The 24,607-nt window shown below is 42.2% G+C and carries 20 protein-coding genes; 11 read left to right on the top strand and 9 right to left on the bottom strand.

Translation table 11 applies throughout. The features are described 5' to 3' along the window. Positions 1 to 146: 146 nt before the first annotated feature. From EO93_RS15710 to EO93_RS15680, 6 genes are all read left to right on the top strand, one after another. Positions 147 to 1,430, top strand: coding sequence for a hypothetical protein (locus tag EO93_RS15710; RefSeq protein ID WP_048163521.1), 1,284 nt, complete (start codon positions 147 to 149; stop codon positions 1,428 to 1,430). A 12-nt stretch (positions 1,431 to 1,442) separates the two neighbouring features. Further along, positions 1,443 to 3,236 carry a zeta toxin family protein gene (locus tag EO93_RS15705; protein WP_048163520.1) on the top strand — a complete coding sequence of 598 codons (1,794 nt, stop codon included), beginning with the start codon at positions 1,443 to 1,445 and terminating at the stop codon, positions 3,234 to 3,236. A gap of 54 nt (positions 3,237 to 3,290) precedes the next feature. After that, positions 3,291 to 4,538 carry a hypothetical protein gene (locus EO93_RS15700; protein WP_048163519.1) on the top strand — a complete coding sequence of 416 codons (1,248 nt, stop codon included), beginning with the start codon at positions 3,291 to 3,293 and terminating at the stop codon, positions 4,536 to 4,538. Between the two features lie 264 nt (positions 4,539 to 4,802). Beyond that, positions 4,803 to 5,651, top strand: a complete 849-nt coding sequence (locus tag EO93_RS15695) for a tetratricopeptide repeat protein (RefSeq protein WP_235284305.1) — start codon at positions 4,803 to 4,805, stop codon at positions 5,649 to 5,651. A gap of 643 nt (positions 5,652 to 6,294) precedes the next feature. After that, entirely contained in the window at positions 6,295 to 7,767 is a 1,473-nt protein-coding gene (locus EO93_RS15685) for an asparagine synthetase B (protein WP_048163517.1), read from the top strand. Between the two features lie 153 nt (positions 7,768 to 7,920). Next, on the top strand, positions 7,921 to 8,709 hold the full coding sequence (locus EO93_RS15680) for an AAA family ATPase (protein ID WP_082107690.1): 789 nt from the start codon (positions 7,921 to 7,923) through the stop codon (positions 8,707 to 8,709). Positions 8,710 to 8,856: 147 nt separating this feature from the next. Here the strand turns inward: EO93_RS15680 and EO93_RS15675 are convergent, their stop codons facing one another. From EO93_RS15675 to EO93_RS15650, 6 genes are all read right to left on the bottom strand, one after another. Next, positions 8,857 to 9,432 carry a tetratricopeptide repeat protein gene (locus EO93_RS15675; protein ID WP_048132342.1) on the bottom strand — a complete coding sequence of 192 codons (576 nt, stop codon included), beginning with the start codon at positions 9,430 to 9,432 and terminating at the stop codon, positions 8,857 to 8,859. Positions 9,433 to 9,630: 198 nt separating this feature from the next. Further along, positions 9,631 to 10,869 (bottom strand): tetratricopeptide repeat protein, encoded by a 1,239-nt coding sequence (locus EO93_RS15670; protein WP_048163513.1) that lies wholly within the window; start codon positions 10,867 to 10,869, stop codon positions 9,631 to 9,633. A gap of 24 nt (positions 10,870 to 10,893) precedes the next feature. Then, a complete protein-coding gene (locus tag EO93_RS15665; protein WP_048163511.1) occupies positions 10,894 to 11,397 on the bottom strand; it encodes a PASTA domain-containing protein in 504 nt (167 codons plus the stop codon). A 461-nt stretch (positions 11,398 to 11,858) separates the two neighbouring features. Beyond that, positions 11,859 to 13,247, bottom strand: a complete 1,389-nt coding sequence (locus tag EO93_RS15660) for a tripartite tricarboxylate transporter permease (protein ID WP_048163510.1) — start codon at positions 13,245 to 13,247, stop codon at positions 11,859 to 11,861. Between the two features lie 707 nt (positions 13,248 to 13,954). Continuing rightward, positions 13,955 to 14,092 (bottom strand): hypothetical protein, encoded by a 138-nt coding sequence (locus EO93_RS17700; RefSeq protein WP_156161356.1) that lies wholly within the window; start codon positions 14,090 to 14,092, stop codon positions 13,955 to 13,957. A 508-nt stretch (positions 14,093 to 14,600) separates the two neighbouring features. Next, on the bottom strand, positions 14,601 to 15,272 hold the full coding sequence (locus EO93_RS15650; protein WP_052735485.1) for a pirin-like bicupin family protein: 672 nt from the start codon (positions 15,270 to 15,272) through the stop codon (positions 14,601 to 14,603). A gap of 552 nt (positions 15,273 to 15,824) precedes the next feature. On the opposite strand from EO93_RS15650, the gene EO93_RS15645 reads away from it, so the two are divergent. Further along, positions 15,825 to 16,733 carry a TIGR00269 family protein gene (locus EO93_RS15645; protein ID WP_048163507.1) on the top strand — a complete coding sequence of 303 codons (909 nt, stop codon included), beginning with the start codon at positions 15,825 to 15,827 and terminating at the stop codon, positions 16,731 to 16,733. A 129-nt stretch (positions 16,734 to 16,862) separates the two neighbouring features. Here EO93_RS15645 and EO93_RS15640 read toward each other — a convergent pair whose 3' ends face one another. Beyond that, positions 16,863 to 17,768, bottom strand: coding sequence for a hypothetical protein (locus tag EO93_RS15640; protein WP_048132317.1), 906 nt, complete (start codon positions 17,766 to 17,768; stop codon positions 16,863 to 16,865). 187 nt (positions 17,769 to 17,955) lie between these two features. Here EO93_RS15640 and EO93_RS15635 point away from each other — a divergent pair, with 187 nt between their 5' ends. Beyond that, on the top strand, positions 17,956 to 18,465 hold the full coding sequence (locus EO93_RS15635; protein ID WP_052734240.1) for a hypothetical protein: 510 nt from the start codon (positions 17,956 to 17,958) through the stop codon (positions 18,463 to 18,465). A gap of 257 nt (positions 18,466 to 18,722) precedes the next feature. Here the strand turns inward: EO93_RS15635 and EO93_RS15630 are convergent, their stop codons facing one another. Together EO93_RS15630 and EO93_RS15625 are read right to left on the bottom strand one after the other, a co-directional pair. Then, complete coding sequence (locus EO93_RS15630; RefSeq protein WP_048163505.1) at positions 18,723 to 19,400, bottom strand: molybdenum cofactor guanylyltransferase; 678 nt, start codon at positions 19,398 to 19,400, stop codon at positions 18,723 to 18,725. A gap of 105 nt (positions 19,401 to 19,505) precedes the next feature. Further along, on the bottom strand, positions 19,506 to 20,342 hold the full coding sequence (locus tag EO93_RS15625; protein WP_048163503.1) for a molybdopterin synthase: 837 nt from the start codon (positions 20,340 to 20,342) through the stop codon (positions 19,506 to 19,508). A gap of 368 nt (positions 20,343 to 20,710) precedes the next feature. Between EO93_RS15625 and radC the strand changes: the two genes are divergently transcribed. The 3 genes from radC to EO93_RS15610 all read left to right on the top strand — a co-directional run bounded on the left by radC (position 20,711) and on the right by EO93_RS15610 (position 24,576). Continuing rightward, on the top strand, positions 20,711 to 21,400 hold the full coding sequence (gene radC, locus EO93_RS15620; protein WP_048163534.1) for a DNA repair protein RadC: 690 nt from the start codon (positions 20,711 to 20,713) through the stop codon (positions 21,398 to 21,400). Positions 21,401 to 21,785: 385 nt separating this feature from the next. Next, positions 21,786 to 22,751: a methanogenesis marker protein 11 gene (mmp11, locus tag EO93_RS15615; protein WP_369793106.1), complete on the top strand. Its 966-nt coding sequence runs from the start codon at positions 21,786 to 21,788 to the stop codon at positions 22,749 to 22,751. Between the two features lie 73 nt (positions 22,752 to 22,824). After that, complete coding sequence (locus tag EO93_RS15610; protein WP_048163502.1) at positions 22,825 to 24,576, top strand: indolepyruvate ferredoxin oxidoreductase subunit alpha; 1,752 nt, start codon at positions 22,825 to 22,827, stop codon at positions 24,574 to 24,576. Positions 24,577 to 24,607 lie beyond the last annotated feature (31 nt).

Raw genomic sequence — 24,607 nt, 5'->3', positions numbered from 1 at the left:
AATTTTTATAAAATTAAGAGAATTGTCAAGTCCAGTTGGGTCAAAAAAGAAGGGAAATATTCAGTACCAATTAGTGGATACTGTCAAACTTAGGTTATAATATAAAAGAAAAAATTCCAAACAGTCCAAGTGATATTGTTGATTACGTGTATTCAAACGAAATATTTAGAGATCTAATTTTAAGACATGGTCTTAAGTTTAGTGATTCTCAAAAAAATGAATCAAAAATTGATGAGATAAATGATTCAATTGAACGAATAAGTTACAAAATAAATGAGAAGTTTTCTTTATGTATTGGTGTAGATGGAATAGATAGATATTTCCAGAACATACTTCTGGAAAAGGAGTCTGATATCAAAAAAATAGAAAAGGAGATAAGTAGCTTTTTGGGAACGTTCAGGATGATCTTGGACAACATAAACAATGTATGCATTCTATTTTCTTTGACACAATCTACTTTCACAAATATATGGGATGTAGTTCGCGCTGACCAGACTTATAGAAGGAGAATTATAATTCCCAATGGAATTGATGGCAAACCAGTTGAGTTAGATCAGCTTAACGAAAAAGAAGCCTATGAACTGGTCATGGAATTTATGGATAAATGGCTGAGAGAAAACAACGTGAATAAAGGAGTCATAAGTGATTACACAAGCACATGGCCCTTTGAGCAAGAAGCAATAAAAATTGCTTGGAAGGCAGCTCCTTTAGTGGGTGGATTGCTTTTTGTTCTAAGAGAGTCATTAAATGAAAAAATTGAAACAGAGATTGATTCTTTTGAAGATATAGCAATTTCAGAACTTGATATTTCAAAAGTAGTTTTCAGAAATAGGTTAAACACTTATTTCTCAAAAAACCCAAAAGTATGGGAAGAAATAGAAATTATAACTCGAGAAAATGAGTTGAAAAAAAGACTGCAAGAACTTAAGGATGATTTTTATGAAAGTTCTCAAAAAAGTAACCTACCTGATGCTTTTGATATATATTTTCAACAACTTGGCTTCGTAAGAGATTCTGGAAAAAATGGCCTAATAATCCATTCTACGAAGTATGGTAATAAAAAGATATCTATTAAGTTTATAGATGAAACAAAAATTAGTAAAAAAGATTCAAGAGAGTTAGGTGATGATTTATTAGAATCTAGAGCAGGAGCTGGGCTCTTTATCTGCATAGGAAAAGACAAAGAAGATAAAATTGAGCTTGGAATCGATAATTTAACATTTTTTAAAGATTTAAAACTCAACACAAATTATGTGAGCACCATTGGTTTGAGGATAATAACAGAAGATGACGTATCAAATATCATGAATCTGAGCAAAATCGACGTGAGCGAACAAAAAATATTTGTTGAGTATTTAGAGCGACATCTTGGATTTAGACAATACTTAGAGAGTCTAGAATTCACCAAAGTCTCTCCTATAAAACTATAGAGTGGGTTCTAAATGTGTGAATTATGCAATAAGTTTAAGCTAGATGCTCCATTCAGGTTCCATCGTCCTGATGAATTTACAAAGGGAATTTTAGTGGGAACAAATGCAAAGAAATATCTTGACTTTTTTGAAAATAAAGTTTATCCCTATGCTATGGAAAAACCTTCTATGACAGTAGTTGTGGGGCAGCCAGGCGCTGGAAAAACTCAACTTTTAAACTATCTTGAAAGCACATGGAAGGAAAAAAATCGAATTTTCGTACTTTTGAACCTTAAAGATACAAAAGTAAGCTATGATTACTTAGTTGAAGCTGTGATTAATAGTGATTCATTTCATTATTTTTTATGTTCCAATGGAATAACTTTAGATCCCAAAAAATCTGCAACTGAGAAAGTGGCTGAGATTAAAGAAATTATCCGAGAAGTCAGAGATAAACAAATGGACAATAACTTTGGGATCTGTTTATTAATGGATACTGTTGATGAATATCTTCGAAAAATAAACTCCAAAAATGGGGGAAAGGAGGAAGTTCAGAACGAAATAGCTAAAGATTTAATAAAAATAACGGGGCAGCTACTTAATGACCTTTCTTATTCATGTGCTGTTTTTGCAATAACAGAAGATGTCAATAATAAATTCAAAAAAGTATTAGAAGAGGATATTTCTCTTAAGTCAAGATTTTTCTCTGTTAGTAATTATACAGATGTTGATAAATCTTATGAAAATTATAAACTGGAAAAACTTGATGAGAATGAAACCGAAGAAATGATTGCAGCTTTTTTGGAAATTTGGGCTAAAAGAAATAATATACCCCTTCCAACTCAATACAAAGAAACAATAACTTCTTCGGGTTTGAATCTTTTTCCTTTTAGCAGAAAAGCGATTAACCTTTTTTGGAAAGCCGGAGCAATTCCAGGAGATACTTGCCTTGCTTGTTTGATTGCCTTAGACAGGAAGTTAAACTTTTTATCTAGTAATAGTAGTGATTATTCGCATCTTATTGTGACAGAAATCAACGCTGCATGGATTGTTAACAAGTTTTCTAGCTATTTTTATTATGAGAGAGATCTGAAAAATCAAATTGAGAACCTTCTTGAAGGTGAACAACTAGACTATGAAATAAATAAAATAACTAATAAGGCAAAATCAGCATATTTTGATTTCTCCAATGCACTGCCAGAGAGTTTTAAAGTTTATCTTGAAGCTTTTTCCGATGATTTTTCGATTAGTCAAAGCAATGTGCGTAAATTTATAAAAGACAAGAATGCAACAGATAAAGACTTTGAAACTATAGATCTTGTAGTTGATTTTAAAGGAAGAACAATAGGAGTGCAATTTGCTGTCAAATTCGATAATAAAATAGATACGTGTAGGAATCTTCAGAAAAAAACAGAGATTTTGTTTTCTGCACTCAAAAATGAAGCAATAGAAAGAGGATTACTGATACTCATTTCATATACTGAATTAGAAACAATAAATGTTTACAACTTATTAAGAAAACGCTATGAAGATAATAAATGCTCAAAAGATCTGGAGAAAGATAAAGATAATTACATACAAAAAAAATACTTTCCAACTTTTATGGTTCACAGAATTTCAGCAGATTATGCTTGGTGCTTGCTTGGCTTGAATGTGTTCGTAGCAGATAATAATATAAATGCTATGAAGAAATATTCAAGATACATTGATAAAGAAATTCAAATGGATTCATTGTTTAAACAAATACTGAGAAGAAATGCTGACATTACGTATCTGCCCAAAACCAAACGTATCTCAACGGCTGAAATTCTAGATAGATCTAACTAATAAACATAAGCTTTAAGAAAATGTATCAAATAATTTTTAATTGTATGGGATACTATGATAGAAACGGATCTGAAAAATAACGAGTTAAACCTTAAAAAGAAAATTCTGAGACTTAATGAAGAAGTAATTGCAGAACTGTTCAATGACTTAGATATTACCCTTCCAGAAGTGGACGTTTCTAAAGAAAATTTATCAGAACTTCTAATTCAGAGCATGAAAGCAAAGGACAAGGTTGGAAATCTTGAAGTTGTACTAAAATATCGTGAATTTTATCCTATTATAGAGTCCTTTTCCAAGGATTTTCTGATAGAAGTATTGCCAAAAAAATTAAGGAATAATGTAACCAGTAAATCAAATAAAGAAGAAGTATTGATATATTTAAAACAAGCCATTATTGAAGGTTTTATAAATAGTGAATATTTAGAACGGAAAATAAAAATTTATTCCGTGGCATCCAAAGTCAAAAAAGTTACTAAAAAAGATGAATTGGCTTATCTGACAAAATATCTATGGGATGATATGGAAGAAAACATTGATAAAGAGAAAATTATCCAAAGAATTACAACCGAGCTTGAGTATGGAAATTATCCACCAGATAGAGTTGAAGGCATATTGGATCAAATGAAGAAGGGTCAAAGAAAGTCAAAATCTGAAAATATTAATGGATTAGCTGAAGAGATAAGAACACTTGAAAGCCGATTTTTATCAATTGAGAAGCTATTAAAAAAACAAGAGCAACAGATTGTTGAAACAAATAAACTTATCAGTGAGATGAGAAATTTTTTTGTTTTAAACAATAATCAAATGAAATCTGATTTAGAAAATAAGTTTAATTTAAATAATACAGAGAAACTTATTTTTGCCTTAAGAAAAGAAAGTCTTAATTTAAAGTCTCTTAATCAAGAGTCTTTTGGTTCCATAGTGGAAAATCTAAACCAAGAAAACATATTAGATATAGATCTTCTAAGAGACGGGCTTGCTATTGTAATTGTTGATTACTTAATGAAATTAACAAAAGAAATGGACTGGAAAATCAGCCTAGATTTATTCTACAAAGTATTAAGCGAAGAGGTATCTGAGATTAAAGGTTCGATTAGTACAATAGTTGAGATCCCGAAAGTTCGTGAAAAGGTTTGCAGGAGAATGGGCATAGCGACCGAAAAGTTTGATTCTCTCCTTCTTAAGTGTTTTGATGTCCAATGGGTTAATCTTGAAGTCGGGACTCCTATCGGTGAAACAGACATCGCATGGCTTGATACTGGAAAAAATCGCTTTTACTATATGAAACTTTTAAGAAAATAAGAGGGAAAATTAAAATTAGTAAAAAATCGAAATATTTCCATGGCTTCTAATCATTTTTAGAGGTCTCTTTATTAAAATCTTTTTTCTTGAAACGTTTAGCATGTTTCCAGTTTTTCTTATTGCAAAGTCGTTTCATTTATATTTTTTCTCAAACCGTTATTCTTGAAACCTCTCTATTCATAACAAATTATAAATATTAACTATTGAATATTAATTTAGAAATTTCCATCATTATTTTTCGAATACTTATGGATGAGGCAAAAAATGGCAAAAATGGCAAAAATGGCAAACACCCTCAGAGACCTTGACAGATCCGCCGAGGAGAGCTACGGCAAAGGCAGGGTCTTTTTCCAGATGGGCAAATATGAAGAGGCTCTTGCTATTTATGGGGAAGCTGCTGATGCCTGGAATAAAATGGCAGACCTGCTTTTTGAAAAAGGGAAGGAGGACAGCGGACAAGAGTTCCTTGACAAGGTTCTGGAGGTTCGGTCCTGTTGCGGAATGTCTCTTTTCAAGCTCGGAAGATATGAAGAAGCTCTTGAGATTGTTGATACTATCCTGGAAGTTAAACCAGACAGCCCGACCGAATGGTCCAACAGGGGTTTTGTGCTCTCTGCCCTCGGCAGGAATGAAGAAGCTCTTGAATCCTTTGAAAAAGCGCTTTCCCTTGACCCTGCATCCCCCAAAATTCTGACCAGCAAGGGAGTTGTTTATTTCAGGATGGGGCTCCTCGATAAAGCCCTGGAGACCTTCGACAAAGCACTGGCAGCCGAACCCAAAAAGGCTTCTGACTGGGCATGCAAACTTCCAAAATTCAGTTTCTTTTCCCGAAACAAGGCTCCCATCATGAGGCCTGACAATGCTGAGACCTGGCACTGGAAAGGCAATTTGTTTATGGAACTGGGGGAAAGAGAAAAAGCCCTGGACGCATACAAAAATGCCCTAGAAAGCGATCCTGACCACCTGAACTCCCTCTTCCGGGGTGGGGAACTCCTCTGCGAGATCGGGGAATATAAGGAAGCTTACAAGTGCTATGCGCGGACCCTTAAGTTAAGCCCCGGAAACGAGGTTGCAAAGAAGGGAAAAGAGTTCTGTGAAAAAAATATTACGTGAGCCTGGGAAGGAGGGAGAACTGTTATCCCGGAAAACATAGCTTCCTTTTTTCCGGATTATCTGTTAGCAGAGTTTTTCCGGATCATTCTGTAAGCACGGATTTCGTTTTTCAGGAAGAACAAAGCTTCCTTTCCGGCGGAGGTTTCTTTTTATGGCAAAACCGCGGAAATAAAAGCAATTTTTTCTTCTATTTTTGACTGACCATCAGGCAAGCTGACTGAGGCGCTTATATGTACTGTGAAGTGAAAAGTGGTTTCCGGGGGAAAGGAAAGTATTCTCTCAGACCGTGGGATTTTTTCAACATAATGCCTTTCTTAATTGCGGCACCGGTTTTTCGATTTTTTTTCTAACCTGGCAGGCCGGCCCGGGTCTCGTGCAGCGCAGGAAGAGAATACTGAAAAATTCTCTCCCGGATTCCGGAATAGATCAACCAATTAATCAGGGACCACCACATTTTTTGATCAGTATTTTTTGATCAATGTTTTTAATCTGCATTGTCAGCACATTTTTCCGGACCTATCTGCTTTCCGGGCAGCACCCCGTCTTAGACTGTATGGTGATGCACTGCTGAGATGGCAAAATAATAAATACAGGGCTGCGCTCGTGTATACCGGATATAAAGGACAGAAAAAAAGGTGTAATCATGTGTGGAATAGCAGGTTTGTTCGGAACCCCTGATAGTAATATAGATGTAAAGAAAATGCTTGCAGCCCTGGGACACAGGGGACCTGATGCCTGCGGAATCTATACGGCGGGAGACCTGAGCATAGGAAATACCCTGCTTAAAATAACAGGAGATATGCCCCAGCCTCTCACAGGGATAGGAGCTCTCGTACTCAATGGGGAGATATTCAATTTTCGTGAGCTTGCAGCTGAAATAGGGCTAAAAACAGATTCTGATACCGAACTGCTTTTTTCACTTATAGAAACAGGGGTAAAGGAGGGGAGCACGCCGATTAACGCTGTCTTTTCCGCACTTTCTAAAGTTAATGGGGACTATGCCCTTGCATATGCCTGCGGAGGAGAACTTGTACTTGCCAGGGACCCGTCGGGAGTAAAGCCTCTCTTTTACTGTTCTGGAAAAGAGGCAGAAAAGCCGGAAATAGCCTTTGCCTCTGAAAAAAAAGCCCTTGCTTTTATTGGCAGAAAAGCAAGGCCCTTTCCTCAGGGAGGGATTCTGGGTTTCAATACCGAAAACGGGAAAATCACAGAAAAAACCCCGGAAGGATACCTGAAGACAAAATCGCCTGAAAAGAGGATCTACGCCGAAAAAGAGGCTTTATTTCACCTGAAGGCAGCCCTTGAAAAGGCTGTGGAACTCAGGCTTACTCCAACTGCCGGAATTGCATTTTCAGGAGGAATTGACAGCACCTTTTTAGCAGCCCTTGCAAAGCGCATTGATCCTGATATTCCCCTTTATGCGGTTGGGCTTCCGGATTCCCATGACGTTGCCCAGGCAGAGAGCGCAGCTGAGGCTATCGGTATGAAGAGAAACCTGAAAGTTCATTTCCTTTCGCCCGAAGAAATAGAAGCTGCAGTCCCTCAGGTAATTTATGCAACCGGATCTACTGATCCGATGACGGTTGCAATAGGGCTTCCTCTTTACATAGTTGCAAAAACTGCAAGAGAAGATGGGAAACGGGTCCTTCTGACCGGGCAGGGTGCAGATGAGCTCTTTGGAGGGTACAGGAGGCATGAAGGGTTTCTCGAGCAGGGCCCTGATGTACTTGACAGGGAGATCTATTCTGACCTTGAAAGCATCTCAACAATTAACCTTGAAAGAGATGATATGGTTACAATGGCCAATTCCGTGGAACTCAGGGTGCCCTTCCTGGATAAAGAAGTAATTAAAACAGGGCTTGCAATAAGTCCGGAGCTTAAGGTCCTGAAAAAAGATGGCCTCTATACACGAAAATATATTCTCAGGAAGGCGGCAGAAGGCCTGGTCTCTCCGGAAGTTCTCTGGAAAGAGAAAAAAGCAATGCAGTACGGGACAGGAGTACAGAAGGTACTCGACTGGCTTGCCAGGGATTCGGGTTTTTCTAAAAAGCAGGGGAATCATATAGAAAAATACCTCATGCAAATTGCTTCGGAAAAAGCCGGTATAAATGAGTAAGTATAAACAGTTTGATGGTTATATCCGAGTAGAAAATTATTACGTTTGATTTATAATCTTATTAAGTTTAATTTATAGTCTTATTAAGTTTCATTTAGAACCAAAGTTTCATTTAGAACCAAAGTTTCATTTAGAACCAAAGTTTCAGGGGGAATTAAAATAAAAATAGCAATTACCGGAAAAGGCGGCGTTGGAAAAACTACTCTCTCAGGTACTCTGGCAAGACTGTTTGCAAGGGACGGATACGAAGTCCTGGCAATAGATGCAGACCCGGATATGAACCTGGCATCTTCCCTGGGGATAGAAAACCCCCCAAAGCCCCTCACTGATTTCAAAGACCTTATCCAGGAAAGGGCAGGTACCGAAGGCGGGGCTTTTATCTATAACCCGAAAGTGGACGACATTGCAGGCAAATACGGAGTAATAGGGCCTGATGGAGTCAGGATGCTTGTTATGGGTACTGTGGATAAGGGAGGAAGCGGGTGCATGTGTCCGGCATCAGCTTTCCTCAGGGCTCTCCTCAGGCACCTGATGCTTAAGGAAAAGAGTGCAGTTATCCTGGATATGGAAGCCGGAATCGAGCACCTGGGAAGAGGCACCACGCGCGGGATGGACCTTATGATTGTAGTGGTGGAGCCGGGAGCCAGGTCCCTTGAAACAGCCGAACGGATAAAAAAACTCTCTTCCGAGATCGGGATAAAACATATTGCTGCCGTAATTAACAAAGGAGGCGCCGGAAAAGTCAACTCCAGGCTTGAAGAGCTGGGCATCCCGGTACTGGGGGAAATTCCCTTTGACCAGCAGTTAATGCAGGCTGATCTGGAAAAAAGGGCTCCGATTGAAGCAGGCGGCGAAGCTGTTAATGCCATAGTGAAAATCAAAGAAAAACTAATGGAAACCGTTGAAGAGATAAGGAAGGAAGACGAGGCAAGTAAAAAGTAAAGGCTGAAAAACAGCCCTCTACACTTTTTTTACCCAATTTTCCTAATTTTCCTAATTTTCCTAATTTTCTCAAATTTTTCCTAATTTTCTCAAATTTTTCCTAATTTTCTCAAATTTTTTCATGCAATTTTTTTATATTTTTCAGGCTCAGTTAAAATTGCTGTCCGGGGAATCTGTTAGAGTTCCTTTTTTATAAATAAGCCCCAGAAGCCTCATCTGTTTCTCCCTGATAAGGACATCAGTAGGGTCTATTTCCAGAGCTCTTTCATAAGATTTCATAGCCTCTCCGTATCTTCCAAGATTTTCCAGGACCGAGCCTTTCTGGTACCAGGAAAAAACATCTTCGGAGTTGACCTTAAGGACTTCGTCATAACACTCTATGGCTTTTTCAAAATCCTTCAAGTTATTGTAGGCAAAACCCTTGAGGCACTTTATTCCCAGGTGATCGGGATCGATTTCAAGAGCCCTATTGTAACAGGTCAGAGCTTCCTCAGACCTCCCTATCCTATCCAGGACAAAACCTTTCTGGAGCCAGGCATCAAGGTACATAGGGTCCAGATTTAAGGCTTGATCATAGAGCCTGAGTTTGTCTTCATAATTCTCAACTTTGCCTGCTGTGATAAGGAGCTGCCTGGGGTCCTCGGTTTCTTCGGTTTTTCCTGCCGCTTCCAGCTCCTTTTGCTTCATCTTAGCGCTTTCGGTGGTATTTTTTTCCTCTGCCATTTCGGAATCCTCCGTTTTCAGATTAAGATTTATTCGGGCCCCTTTCGGAATCATGTCCCATCCTTATTTTTTCCATCTTATGTATGGAATCAGGGTTAAACTGGTATTGAGCACTTTCGTTTTCAATGAGATATACCTTTTCTGATTCGAATTTTACTGGATACAAAGCAAGACATAAGTTTATGCAGAAAAAAGTTATCAAGAGTCACTGGCTTTTTGCCGGCTGATTCTCGAAAGGATTTCGATCTTGATTTCAAGAGCAGGAACAAAGCCCGGTTTCAATTCGAGGGCTCTGTTGCAGCTTTTCAGGGCTTCTTCTTGTTTGTTCATTTCTAAAAGGACAAGTCCCCTGCCTGCCCAGAGGCCGGGATCTTCCGGGGTAGACTGAAGAGCCGTATCGTATGCTGCCAGAGCCTCCTCAAACCTGCCCAGCCTGGAAAACAGGCTGCTGATACATTTCAGGGCTTCCAGGTAATCAGGCCTGATTTTGAGGGCTGAACTGTATGCTTCAAGGGCTTCTTCTTTCCGGTCAAGTGCAGAAAGGATTGAGCCTTTTCCTGCCCAGGCTTCGGCATATTCGGGTTTTCTCTTGAGCACTTTTTCGTAGCCTTCAAGCGCTTCTTCAAGTCTGCCAAGCCTGGCAAGAATAACTCCTTTATTGTCCCATGCAATTTCAAAAGCCGGTTCAAGCTCAATTACCATGTCATAAGCACCTATTGCTTCTTCAAGCCGCCCCATTTCCGAGAGGATTACCCCCCTGTTGTACCAGACCCTGAAGTCATCAGGGACTATTTCAAGCACCTGCTCTGTAAGCTGCAGGGCAGCTTCAAACCTTCTTGCCTTATAGAGCAGTATGGCTTTCTGAAAGAGCGCTGTGGCGTTCTGAGAGTCCTTTTCAAGCATCTCAGTACAGGCCTGAAGTTCGTCGAAGAAAGGGAGGGAAGCATAAAGGTCCCTTACAGCCAGAAAAAGGGGGAGGAGTTCGTACTTTTTTTCCTCAACCGTCAAGGTTTTTGTTCCGGGATCGTATGAAAAAACCGCTGGCTCCTGCTGGCTGGGTTTTTCTTCCAGGAAATTTCCTTCTATTCTTTTACTTTCTCCTTCTATTCTTTTACTGTCCCCTTCTATTCTTTTACCTTCCAGTGTACGTTCCATTTCTTTAAACACTGTTTCCAGTCCTGAGAAGGCCGCAGGGTAAAAGGGAGAATCGTTTTTAATATAAAGTACTGATCTCAGATATTTCCTGATCTTTTTATTATTGCTGCTCCAGAGGACCTTTGAGATGTCTTCTGCTTCCTTCAAAAACTTCTGCAGACAGAGTCTCAAGGATAAGAGACTTTCTGAACGCTCAAGGGTGTTGAAAGCTGAAATCGCTGCTCTGGAATGTTCTCTGAGTTCGCTCAGATAATTCTCTGTTCTGGAGGGATTAACTTCCATCTTAAAGCCCTTCTTACCCTTTTCTTAATCGTTGTCGGAAATATAGCTGCATACCGATTTTCTGTCAAGGGAGGGCAAAGACTTACCTTTAGATGCAACAACCAGCTTTACGGCTGATCCTGGTGGCAGTTTTGTCCCTGGTTGTGGTTCCTGCCTGAGCACTTCCCCTGCCATAATTCCTATAGGTAAAACCTCTTTCTTTTCAACGACCTCTCCTGCTGAAAGCCCTGCCTCTTCCAGAGTTTTTCTGGCGTTTTCAAGGGGCTGCCTTATAACATTGGGAACCTCCACATTTCCTGTAAAAGTTCCGGGACTGGTTTTTATTTCCGGTCCCTGCGCACCTTCGCTTTCTCCGAGCACTTCTTCAAGCAAGTCGATTGCTCCACTGATTTTGAGAAGGGTTTCGCCCAGGGTGTTCTTCCTGTTTTCGAGTTCTGTAAGCTTTAAATCAATATCTGTGAGGATTTTCTGCCCGGATTCATATTCTGCTCTGAGCTCCACTAAACGCTTTTCAAGTTGTGCATCCATAGTGCTGTAAACCCCTTTAAATTTGTTATTTTTATAGTAAATGCGAATTGGTCTTCAGTTTTCAATCAGTTTTCAACTGTGGTTTATTATTGATATTTAGCTGTTTGCTTTCGACTTTTCCACTTTCTGCGGTTCTATATTCTCTTTTTCACGTTCTACGCTTCAATTAGTACTTAACCCATTTGTTTTATTCTCTTTACAATTTCAACCCAATACATTTTAAGTTTTATATTTTACACATGAGCGAGAATTTTAAGGAAGTTCTTTAATTTTAAGGAAGTTCGTCAATTTCACCGCATGAGTCATCCATACCCTGAATGATTTATACGGAAACAACCCGGTCCAGAAAACGGATCATCCGGCTTTCTCTTTTTCTGCCACACAGGTTGTGGCCGGTCTGCTGCCAGGTAAGAAACAATGTCCGAACTTATTGGTAATACAATTAAGAGAACACGGATATCTTAAAAGAAGTAAAGGATTACAGGCAATAAAATAACGCCCATTGCATGGGATTTCCTTACTTTCATAAAAGACGGGAGCATGCCTATGGGGGTAGAAATTACAAAGAGGAAGAGCCCGAAAAACCCTGTAAAAAGAAAGACCGTTATTGCAAGCCCTGCAAGGACACCGGCACAGAGTTTTGTGTAGTCAAGTTTTTGAAGCATATGGTGGGCGTTATTCCCTATCCAGACTGTGGAAAAATACGAAAACAGGGAGGTAAGGAGGATAGCGGTAAAAAAGAGCAGTATTACCTGAAAACCAAGTGACCCGATACCCAGGATTTCATTCACAGCAGCCATTGCACCGCTTCGGGTCTTTCCTATAACCAGGAGGGCTACCAGCCCGAAAATAGCATTTGAAGTATTTACTCCGGAAACCGAGACAATGAACTCCTTTGAGCTTTCAAGAGTTTGGCGATCTGCATAGGGGTCGGAAAAAAGAGAGGATTTTTGTCCTCCGGGCACAGGTTCGGAAGTTTCTTTATTTATGGACCTTCTGTCGAAGTCAGACCTTACAAAGAGCCCTGCCAGAAGGGCAGCAATAGCAGAAGAAACTCCGGGCAGCCAGGCTACAAGGGAACCTGCAGTGCTGCCAGTAAATACTCCTCTCAGGATCCTTTTTCGAGAAAGTTCAAATCTTGAGACGGATTCTTTGGGAATCTCGGAGCTTGTGAGAAGGCTTATAATGAGCTGGGATGCCCCGAAAAGTCCGCTGAGGAGAGGGAGGAGCACGGATGCCTGCCCAAGGCTTATGAAGGGAACCAGCAGGCTTTCTCTGGAAAATGCAAAAAGCCCAAGAGCTCCTGTGATCAAAAACAGGAAGAGGGCAAAAGCTTTGGACCTGTATTTTGCAAGTGGACCCTGCCCCTCTACTTCCTCGCCTTTCTCGCTCGCAAGCATGATAAATACAATCGTGAGCAGAACCCATGCCATATACTCTTGCAGGTAAGGGTAAATAGCTCCGAAGAAAAGAGAAAAAGGCAATACAAAGAGCATGGATGCAACCACCGAGCCTGCACTTCCGAGGGCAGAGAGACGTACCGCTTCTGCACCTGCGCCTTCAAGTAAAAGCCTGTGTCCCGGGAGGACTGCAAGCGCTGTGTCTCCGTCAGGTGCTCCTAAAAACACAGACGGGATAATGTCATGAAACGTATGTGAGACAGCGTTTGAGAGGATTATAAGGGCAATGTAAAAAGGGGCAATTCCTTTCTCAGCCAGAAAAGGCGCAAGAGCTACAAGCGCAAGTGCAAAATTATTTGTATGTATGCCAGGCAAAAGCCCTGAAAATATGCCAAGCAGATAGCCTGCAAGAACAGAACAAAGGAGCAAGAATAAAGAAACTTCTTCCACTCAGCAGGCACCCCAGAAAATAATCTCTTTAAAATCCAATCAACTTCTTAGAAGAGTTTATACACTTACTATTAATACTTAATCTTGCTACGGAATATATTTTGTTTCAGAGAATGTATATTTAAAGTCTGAAACGGTTTATTTGAAACTGATATACATATTCATACCGCGAAGAAATCAGAATAAATAAATTGTAAGAGAACAGAACTAATAAATAGAAAGAGATTGAACAGAGAATGAGAAACATAGAACATAAGAAAGAGATGAAAGAAGAAACCGAAAAAATAACTTAAGTAAACTTGATCAAAATTTCAATTTAAGATCAGAAATTTTGGATTTAATATTATAAATAGGTTTCCTTTATAATAATGCCCTTTTACTGGACGGATGGCTCTCCGGCGGAAGATATAAATAATAGGATTTGCCAGCGCAAACAATTTTAGTTTACCGATGCGATCAGCCACTTGAAAATTTTGAAGGTGCTTTATTACATCAAAGAAAAAGAAAAATCATTTCCACTTATGTTTTATATCTAACAGTTATACTATAACATGTAGTTCTAAATGCTAATATTGAATGGGGTTCATGAGAGCATTTAGCAAAAAACAGCAGATCAGGACAAATGAGGTTCGCCATTCCTCAATCCTGTTATGCGCAACCCGGAACCCTGCCCGTATGAGGTGACGATCGAGGTTTTTTGCCATTCCTCAGTCGCCGACGCCGGGAGAGGTTTCACAGCCGGAAGCCGGATGGGGTTCGCCATTCCTCAACCGGCCCCCGCAGATATCAGAAGCAACGGAGAAGTGAGAGGCAAATCCCTCTCCAAAACTATTTTTACCTCTCACTTCACCCTGTTTTCTAAACTATCCCACTCTGTTTTCTAAACTATCCCACTCTGTTATTCTGACTGTGAAGTAAATCCTCTTTCTATTTCCAGATGTACGGCTTGCTCCGTAACCACATCCCATGATTTTTGCTTTCGGGCATTTCCTCACTCTTCAGCCTCGATCTTTCAATCTTTACATCTTTAGGTCAGTCTTCTTTTTGTTTTCTTTTATCTCCCTCTCTGATTACCTCTGCCTCTCCTGACTCTCCCCTGCCTGGATGATCCTCTATAATATCACTACCTCTCCCAGGCAGTTTCTCTTTTTTGTCACTTCCCCTTCCCAGTTGATTATGCCTCTTCTCATCCCCTCTTTTCGGTCTTTTTGCTTTATTCCCAGGATTTTTCCGATCTATTTTTTGTTCTATGATATTTTCTCTTACTCAAAAGAACTTATCCGGCTTCGATTCATGCCGCTGTTCCAGAGAGTGCTTCTCTTTACCTGAAAGAATCTCTTTTTTCAGCTGCTTTCACCTTTTTGCCTGTTTTTTGGACCCTTGCCGGGGAACATCAATAAGGAAAAATTCTGCAGGCGTGCCGGAAGAAACAGCTTCCATATGGATAGCCTGTTCCAGGTCAATGCGAGCCTGATCTCCCTGTCCTATCCTCTGGCCATTGACAGAGAGCTCACCGGCTGAAATGTAAATAAAAATGCAGCGTTTCTCCTGTGAATTAAAGTGGATAATGTTCCCCTTTTCGAGACAGGATCGGAAAATTGTTGCATCGGCATTTATCTTCAGGGCGTGCTCAAAACCCTGACCTGAAGCAAGGGGAAGTAACTGGTTTTTCCACTCCGATTCCTCGAATTTTTTCTGCGAGTATGCAGGCTCAAGGCGGCTTCCTGAGGGTAAAATCCAGATCTTGTAAAAATGTAGAGGTTCCTTTCCTGTGTTCAGCTCAGAATGCTGTATTCCGGTACCTGCGGTAATGCACTGCACCTCTCCTTTCCCAAGGACTCCTTTATTCCCCATATTGTCTTCATGCGTTATCTCCCCTTCAAGCACAACCGATATAATTTCCATCTCGGAGTGCGGGTGAGTTGAAAAACCTTTGCCTTGCTGCACAGTGTCATCATTAAAAACGCGCAGGCTTCCGAACCGGACATTATCCGGATCATAATAATTTGAAAAAGAAAAAAGCATGTAACTCTTCAGCCATCCGGAATCCTCAAGATGCCTGGTTTCTGCCGGAATGATTCTTATTATAAAGAAGCCCCCTTTCCTATTTCCCCTGTAATTATTTGAATACTGAGTAATAAGTAAGGTTTGATTGCTGAAAAGGATATACCTTTTGGAAACATAGTTTAGGAATTAAGTTGATGAAGCTTTCTGAGGCAGATAAAAAATACTCAGGCTTCTCCAAAAGGCACGTAAAAAACCATATATACGAGGTGTCCCTTTCCTAAAGCAGCCTGTCACAATTAAAATTCTTCATGTCAACGAAAAATTATTTAAAATGCTCCTAAATATCTCTAAATACTCTTAAATCCCCCTAAATATTCTTAAATCTCCCTAAATCCCCCTAAATCTCCCTAAATACTCTTAAATCTCTCTAAATCCCTCTAAATACTTTTAAATCTCTCTAAATCCCTCTAAATACATGCGACTACTTATAAATGTGCCCTGTACATATGTATTTCCCGTTTTTTCCAGATTATTCATAAGTAGAAAAAAAGGATTTCAAAAGGATTTCAAATGACAATTAAATGTAAAAAATGTAACCATGAAGCTGTTATTTTTCAAAAATACTCCGGTATGCATCTCTGCAAAAGACATTTTATAGAGGACGTTGAAAGGAAAATCAAGCTGACAATCCGGAAAGAGTACAACATCAAGAAAAATGATGTAATAGCCGTTGCTCTGAGCGGGGGAAAGGACAGCTCAGTTGCTCTCTATATAATGCATAAGATTCTGGGGGATAGGCCTGATATTCAGATTGTGGCAGTTTCAGTCGACGAGGGCATACACGGATATCGTCCCCACTCCCTTGAACTTGCAAAGCAGCTTACAGAAACGCTCGGAGTCCGGCACATCATAAAGTCTTTTAAAGACGAACATGGGGTTACAATGGACGAACTGGCTGTAATGGATCGGGAAAAAGGTACATGCAGCTACTGTGGAGTTCTCAGGAAAAGCGTCCTTAACAGGGCAGCGCTTGAAATAGGGGCAACGAAACTGGTAACAGGGCACAACCTGGACGATGAAGCCCAGACCATTCTCCTCAACCACTTCAGGGGAGATATGGAACGAATGGTCAGGCTTGCTCCTTCTGCAGCAATCGAAGGGCTCGTAATGAGGGCAAAACCCCTGCGGAATATTCCTGAAAAGGAAGTGGCACTCTATGCCCTGATAAACTCCCTGCCTGTGGATTTCAGCGAGTGCCCGTATGCAGGAGAAGCCCTTCGAGGGGAAATCAGGGAACTGTTAAACAGCTTTGAGAAAAACCATCCCGGCACCAAGTATTCCCTTCTCCGCGGCTTTGACAAACTCGTAGGAGCCCTTGCAAAGGAGCTCCCTCCTGCAAAAATCGATAAGTGCAGGATCTGCGGGGATACCTGCACCGAAGATCTCTGCCAGGCGTGTAAACTGCTCGGCAGGACCTGAATAAAAGCAGAAAAGAAAAGAAAGCAGAAAAGAACGCAGAAAAGAAAGCAGAAAATATAGGCAGCAGAATAAATAAAAAAGAAAATAGGAGAGAAAAAAATCGAAAAAAGTGTGGATTTCAGGAGCCTTTTAGAACCCATCCGGATCGGAAAGCAGGTCATAATGATTATAAAGCTCCCTTTCCTCCCCGGCCAGGTAAAGGCGTGTCCACAGGACAGCAGTAAGCGGCTGCAGTACGAGCAGTGGGATGATATATGTAATTCCTGAGATCAGAGTGTTTTCCGAACCCAGAAGCTCCCCGACAAGACCATTGGCTAAAGCCAGCCCGACGGTAATTATCCAGATTAAGAAAACATCGAGTTTATTCTTCTTGAAAAACCTGTATCCTGTTTTTAGAGCGTCAAGAGGATCAAGTTCGTCGATCACGAGGGCGTAAGGGGCAAGGGAAAGTACGATATTTATGGTCAGGCTATAGATTCCCCAGACAAGTATTCCTATCGCGAGTGCTCCCATACCTTCCACAACTGCTTCCGGATTCATTATCAGACCGCTCAGGTCCCCGATTGTAAGGGCTCCAGGCACTATGAATACAATGCCCGCAAGAAGCATCAGGGTGACCAGCAGGCTTGTGAGGAAAAGCCTGAAAGCGTTTTTCGAACCGGACCTGAACATATCGGATAGTACGGTATCTCCGGTCTCAGAAGCCTTTTTTGCCATCCCGATTGCCCCTGCTGTGAAAAATGCCTGTAAGAACATGCCAAGCAGGGAAAAAACGATAATTGCCAGCACCGAGACTGCCATGTTGTCCCTAAATCCTTCCCAGAGCATTTTATAAAGTTCTGCGGGAGGGAGAGTAGAAGGGTCAGCTATGCTTCCTGTGCTTGAGGCAAAGAGCAGGAAACCCATTAAACCAAAGAAAAAGACATAAACAATTAAACTAACAAAAAAATTAAGGATAAATGGAATACAAATGTTTAAATTCCTGGTCCAGGTCTTGAAGCCTCTATTAAGTGTTGTTCCAAAATCTTCATGCATGTGAAATGACCTTCCGCTTATAAAGGCAGTGTTCCTGCCTGCCTCCTGGAATTCCGCTTTTACTTATTGTAAAAATCGGGCTGGTATGAAGGCTTACAGATACCATTTTCGGATACATATGCAGAAGATAAATATATAATCTCTTATTCAGGAAAAAACTAAATAAACAAACGCAGTAAGTGATTATATGAAAAAACTGGAATATTACGAAATTTCACCTGTCCACGGAAAATCCGAAACAAGCGACACCATGGATGAAGTTGTTGTCGTTGGCCACTGTCTGCTTAACCCCCTTGCAAGGATCAAAGGCGTAAAACCGGCTACCCCTGTTGACGCAAAAGGAATGAACGTGATCCAGCTCCCCTGCCCCGAAGCCATGTACTTCGGAATGAGGCGCCGGGAAATCACGAAAGACCAGCTCGAACACCCCTCCTACAGGCGCTTCTGCCGGAAAATCTTCACTCCCCTTGCCGATCTCCTCGAAGACCTCGCAACAAACGGCACAAACGTCAGGATAATCGGCATCCCGAAAAGCCCCTCCTGCGCCGTGGAAATCACAAGCGTCGGCGGCGAGCCCGGAAAAGTAAAAGAATTCCACCACAGCCACGCCCCGGGACCGGGTGTGTTTATGGAAGAGATTATAAAAGAACTTGAAAAGCGCAATGTAAAGTTTGAGATAGAGGATGCCCACCAGTAAAGAAATTAAGTGAAAATGTCAGCATAAAAATAAGAATCCATTTTTTACTTCATTCAGCCAGAACCACCGGAGTGAATAGGCTCGAAAAACCCCGGGCACTCACCGGTCGTCGAAGGCGACCGGCTTTCTCAAAAAAACATGACAAAGACGTAATAAAGGGCAAAGCTGCGCAAAGCACGGGAAATGAACAGTGTGAGATGCTGGCCAGGTTATTTCAGCAAGAAAAAACATATCAACAACGGTTAACTGGGATTTTATTACAATTTCACTTTTTCCATCGCAGATCCGATCATATTCTCAAGATCTTCAACCGTATTAATATTCGCAAAAGTCCTCAATTCAGGATCAAATTCCCGAATTTCCGAAACCTCAACAAAAACAACATCCTGCATTTCAAAAACCGGCGCAAGCACTGAATGTTTACCTCTTTCAAAGGCTTTTTTGATTTCAGGAATCAGTTTTCTGGAATAAACTGCATGCAGAGGCTCATACATTCTCTCCTCCTCCCACTTCGGGAGAGCAGCATCATTACCTTCTGCTTTTTCAAACAGCAGGTCTACAACCCTTACATTTACAAAGGGCATATCTCCGGCGCAGACAAAAGAGTACTCTGACCATGATTCAAGCAGCCCTGCCCGGATGCCTTCAAGGGGACCGGCATCCTCTTTGGAATCAAAACAGAAACGGATTTCACGGGAAGGGAATTTTTCAAGCACAGGGAGGAGTTTTTCTTTCTGAGCACTGTCTCGGACCGAGAGGATTACCTCGTCCACAACCCGGAAGAGGTTTTCAAGCAGGCGTTCGAGGATGGTTTTTCCTTCAAATTCGAGGAGGGCTTTTTCGACCATACCCATCCGGCGTCCCCTTCCGCCTGCAAGGACGATTGCACTTCTGGTTTTTGTTCTCCCCGGTTTAAGTTCTGTTTTTCCGCTCATTCAATTTCCGTCCCGGTTTTTGTTGCTCTTAGCTTCTCGTTTTTAATCGGCTCTTCTTTTCTTCTTCTTTTTTCTGCTTTTTCTTTTTTTATATATTTTTTGCATTCAGGCGTGTTCCCGGTCGTGGACCCAGAACTCTTCTTTTTCTGTGAACTCTTTTTTCCAGATCGGAGCTTCGGCTTTTACCCGCTCGATGGCTTCGCTGAGGGCCGGGAAAAGTTCGGTCCTGTGGGCGGATGCGATCACGATGTAGACTATGTCTTCTCCGGCTTCGATGACGCCGGTTTTGTGGTGGATCAGGACTTCGAGGATGCCTTCTTTTTGCTTTATTTCATCACGGATTTTGTCCAGGGCCTTTGAGGCTTCGGGTTCGTATTTCTCAAACTCGAGCCGGGCTGTCTTCTCCTCTCCTGCAAGCTCGCGGACGATGCCGGTAAATGTGCCGATTGCTCCTGCTTTCCGGATGGACGGATTTTTCCTGGCTTTCTTGATAAGCGCGTCCAGGGTGTAGCGGTCAGGCTGGGCAAGGGCCATTCCGACCAGAGAGGCTCTAAGTTCCTCATGAATATCGGAGTTTTCCGGAAGTCTCATAACGACGTTGGAGACGCCTTCAAGGTCGCCAAGTATGAATTTAGGGAGATTGCTTTCCTTAAACCCTTCCACAACCGCAAAATCAAGCCCCCGGTCGCAGAGCATATCAAGGGCATCTTCAAGGTCGGAGTCTCTGGAAAAACTGACAAGTTCAGAGCCTGTAATTCCTATTACCGTGTCAGCCCCAGCATCAAAGTGTCTGCCAGTATCGGTTTCCCCGGGGTTGAGGCGCTGTTCTCCCATGTGCTTTACAGTACCTACTGCCCCAAACCCGGAAAGTTCCCGGACCAGGGCTGAAACAAGGGCTGTCTTACCCGATTTCTTATACCCTACAACAGAAATGACCTTCATCAAAGAGCCTTATGGACTTACCGGTATAAGTAAGGGTCGGCATCTTTTCACCGTATCGGTTTAAAAATAACCATTTGAATGTCGAGAGATTATTCACGCGCTCCCAATTACTAATACACATTTGTTTTTTTAGACAAACTGGCCTATATCCGAAAAGATTCAAATATTAAAACGGTCAATAATAACTGTTACTAATATAACTTACTGTCAGCCCGAACAGTTACTGCCCATAAGGGCACAGTTTAATGCTCTGCACAGTTTAATGCTCTGCACAGTTTAGTGCTCTGCACAGTTTAGTCGTTCTGTATACAGCAGGAGTGCCAGTAATGAGTACCTGTTCGGTCAGGATGGAAGAGGGGGGATGGAATATGGAAGTTACAAAAATAAGGATTCATGACATTCCTGAGGAAGAGCGTCCCAGGGAGCGGCTCATTAAGAACGGGCCGGAGTCCCTTTCAAACGCCGAACTGCTGGGGATAGTCCTGAGGACAGGGTCAAGGGAAGAGAATGTTGTCAGCCTGTGCAACCGGATATTATCGGAATACAGCATCAAACAACTCAGCCTTGCAAATGTTTCAAAGCTTACACAGGTCAATGGGATTGGAAAAGCAAAGGCTACCCAGATAGCTGCAGTTTTCGAACTTGCAAGGCGGCTTGAGACTTTTGTGGAAGAGCCAAAAAGGAAAATTGGTTCTCCAAAGGACGTCTATACCCTGATGTATCCCAAAATGCGCGAACAAAAAAAAGAAAAATTTATAACACTGTATCTTGATACAAAAAACCAGATCCTTAAAGAAGAAGTAGTATCCATAGGCAGCCTGAACGCCAGCATCGTGCACCCGCGTGAGGTTTTTAAGTTGGCTCTTCTTGAATCTTCAGCATCGGTGATCATGGTCCATAACCATCCCTCAGGAGACCCCAGCCCGAGCAGGGAGGACATAATGGTTACTGAAAAACTTGTTGAAGGAGGAAAGCTCCTTGGGATCGACATCCTTGACCACATAATCATAGGAGACGGCAGGTACGTGAGCCTCAAAGATGAGGGCTTTGTAAGGTAAAAACAAAAAACAATGTGTCATTACAGATGATTTTTTTTAATGAGTTTTTTGCAAAAATGGCGGTTTCAGATGGAATTATTCCTGGTTTTCCAGTATTATTCTGCTGGTGTTGCCTCTCAAATGAAAGCCTTAATTGACCGGGCCAATATGGTGCTGGCAGGAAATTATTGAAAAATTCATTGTAGTTGAGATTATACAGTTAGATACTTGTATTGTTAGATGTTTATATTCGACTCCGGTTTACCCGGCAAACATCTATCTTATTCAACTTGCTAAACCTACGATACCTATATATATCTACAGGAAATGGGCATTTCGATCAAACAAATTAATCCTCCCACTTTCTATCCCCCGTAAAAAGGAGGTCTTCGGCATTACAAAACATATAAACGCCTGTGCACTGGATAACAGACAGACTGAGGAAATTACTCTAGACGACCCCTATACTGTGCCTTACCGGGGCATTTATGCGGTCTGTGACGCGAAAAACGAGTATGCGGAGATAATTGAACACTCCAACTGCTATAGCGGGGCAGCCTGGTCCCTTTACCATTATGCAAAAGCTCCTCTTATCCTGAAAGCCCGTTCAACGGGAAATATGATCCGCTATTTTATGAAAACCGGGACCTCAAAACTCGAACTCAAACCCTCGGTTGCAGCCGCAGGCATAGAATCCGTGATCGTGCAGGGGGACGAAGTGGAGATCACTTATGCAGGGCTGGGAGGCGGAGGTGTTGGTGCAACCCGCTGCAGAGCGCTTGCAGACGGAGTTCTGAGCTACAGGATTTCCGAATCCGGAGGAGAGCGCTGTGCTAAGGGGGCAGTTGTGGTTCCCCGCAGGGACCGCGTCCTTATAGGCATAGATGACACCGATTCAAAGGATATCGGAGCCACCTGGACCCTGACCCACAACATCGCAAAGGAACTGGACTGCCAGGAAGCCGTTTACCTATCCCATGCCCTTGTCCAGCTCTTCCCTGTCCCGGAAAAGACCCAGAACTGCATGTCAACGGTCCTGGAATTCGGCTGTGTGGACGAAAAAGCGAAGTCAAAGCTCGTAGACTCTTTTAAAAAAGCCCTTGAAAAATACAGCGCGTCCAGAGAAACAGGGCTTGTAGTACTATCTGATTTTTATGCAAAAGGGCTTTATTCATACAGCAACCGCTGCCGGACCGAAAGGGTCTCGAAGGCAGACACCCTGCGCTGCGCTGAAGAAAATAATGTGGAAGTCCTGCTTGACGGCAACGGGGTAATAGGTGCTCTTGCCTCCCTGCCCTGGTTCGGAAGACCCGAAGAATCTATTGTCCCTGGAACCGAGATAAAGCCAATGAGCCTGGAAAAAACTAATTAAAAACTAATTAAAAACTGATTAAACGGTACCGGAATCTACCGAAACTCCTATAATTCCCGGACGGGGGGCCAACTTGAAAGAAGAAGCAGCACTATGTAACGGGTTTGAAGCCCTTTATCTTGCAGCCATTGACAGTGATGTTACACTTATAACAGGAGTCCCCGGATATCCTGTTACCTCCCTGATGGAACTTTTTTTGAAAACAGATAACCCATCAACCAACGCACACAGTCCAACTTATAGAGCCAGATGGCTTACAAACGAGAAAGTTGCGCTGGAAATAGCACTCGGAGCGTCGGTTTCAGGCAAAAGGGCTCTTGTGCTTGTAAAACACGTTGGGATGAATCTGCTTTCCGACCCCCTTATAACCTCGGTTACGCACACTATAGGCGCAGGTCTGGTAATCATTGCAGGAGACGACCCGGGTGTAAAAGGTTCTCAGAATGAGCAGGACTCCCGCTGGTATGGCAGGATAGCTGAAGTTGCAGTATTTGATCCAGTTGATCCTTATGCTGCGTACAGAACTCTCAGAAGGGCTTACGAACTTTCTGAAGAAACCCGTGTTCCGGTAATTCTAAGGGTAACCGCAGGTCTGGAGAAGAGTAAAGGAAAAGTCCGGCGCCTTCCTGCGTCTTCAACTGTCCACCCCGGGTTTGACCGTTCTATCTGGGGACTCCGGATGGTGGAAAAACACCAGCATTTCCATTCTAAAGTTTATCCGGTACTTGAAGCAGAAGCCGAAAAGACTGACCTTAACGAAATTAAAGAAGGAACTCAAGAGATCGAAGCGGAAGCACAGACTTCTGAACAGAAAGGAGTCGAACGGATTAAAGGAGTCGAACAGATTAAAGGAGTCGAATGGATTGGAATTATCTCCTCGGGTTTTGCGGCTTCAATTGTGGAAGATACGCTGAAAAAATCAGGCTGCTATCCCGGAGTTTCTCATCTTGTCCTCAACCTTGTAAATCCCCTTCCTCTGCAGAAAATCGGAAATTTCCTTAAAAATAACCGGAGAGTACTGGTAGCTGAAGAGTCAGAACCCTTCATAGAAGAGCAGATCCGGATTTCAGGCAATGTCTGCGGCAAAAAGACGGGACACCTCCCATACGGGCAAATAATGCCTGAAGATATCAAGTTTGCCCTTGAGCATATCGAAGAAGAAAAGGTTTCAAGACCTGCGGATTTCAAACTTATTGAATCCAGAAAGAAAGGCAGGGCTTCAATCTGCGAAGACTGCCCCTATCTCCCTCTCTACAATTTCCTCCGCATACCTGACATTCAGATCGCCGGAGACATGGGATGTTCTGTTAGGAGCGCACCTGATCCCCTTGCTGCAGTTGATGTCAGCTTTGCCCTGGGCTCGGCAATCTCGGTTGCTTGCGGCTTTGAGAAAAAAGGCATAGCCGTAATCGGAGACTTTGCCCTTGCGCATTCCGGCATCCTCGGGCTCTTAAATGCCGCAAGTGAAGGTTATGAAGTGCTTGTGCTTGTGCTCCAGAACGAAGTCGCAGCCATGACCGGAGGGCAGAAAGTCCCTGAACTCAGGAAAGTGGTAGAAGCGATAGTGCCTGATGTGTCTTTTTTTGATTTAGATGGAGAAGAAGGAATAGAAGACGGAGACGGAGAAAAAGAAAGCAAAAGTAATACCAGGCAGGAGACCGGAAAGGAGACAGTAAAGGAGATAGGAAAGGAGATGGGAAAGGAGATGGGAAAGGAAGGAGAAAAGCTGACTCCCGGTTCAGAACTTTCGGACCTGATCCTGGAAAAACTCGCCCTTCCGGGAATTTCAGTTATTTTTATAAAAGGCCGGTGCAGAAAATATTGAGGCATCGGGCTCTTTAATTTTAACTTGCTTT

Origin of the sequence: Methanosarcina sp. 1.H.A.2.2, from assembly GCF_000979975.1 — an archaeon.
GTDB lineage: Archaea > Halobacteriota > Methanosarcinia > Methanosarcinales > Methanosarcinaceae > Methanosarcina.
This window is presented reverse-complemented; position numbering and strand designations above follow the sequence as displayed.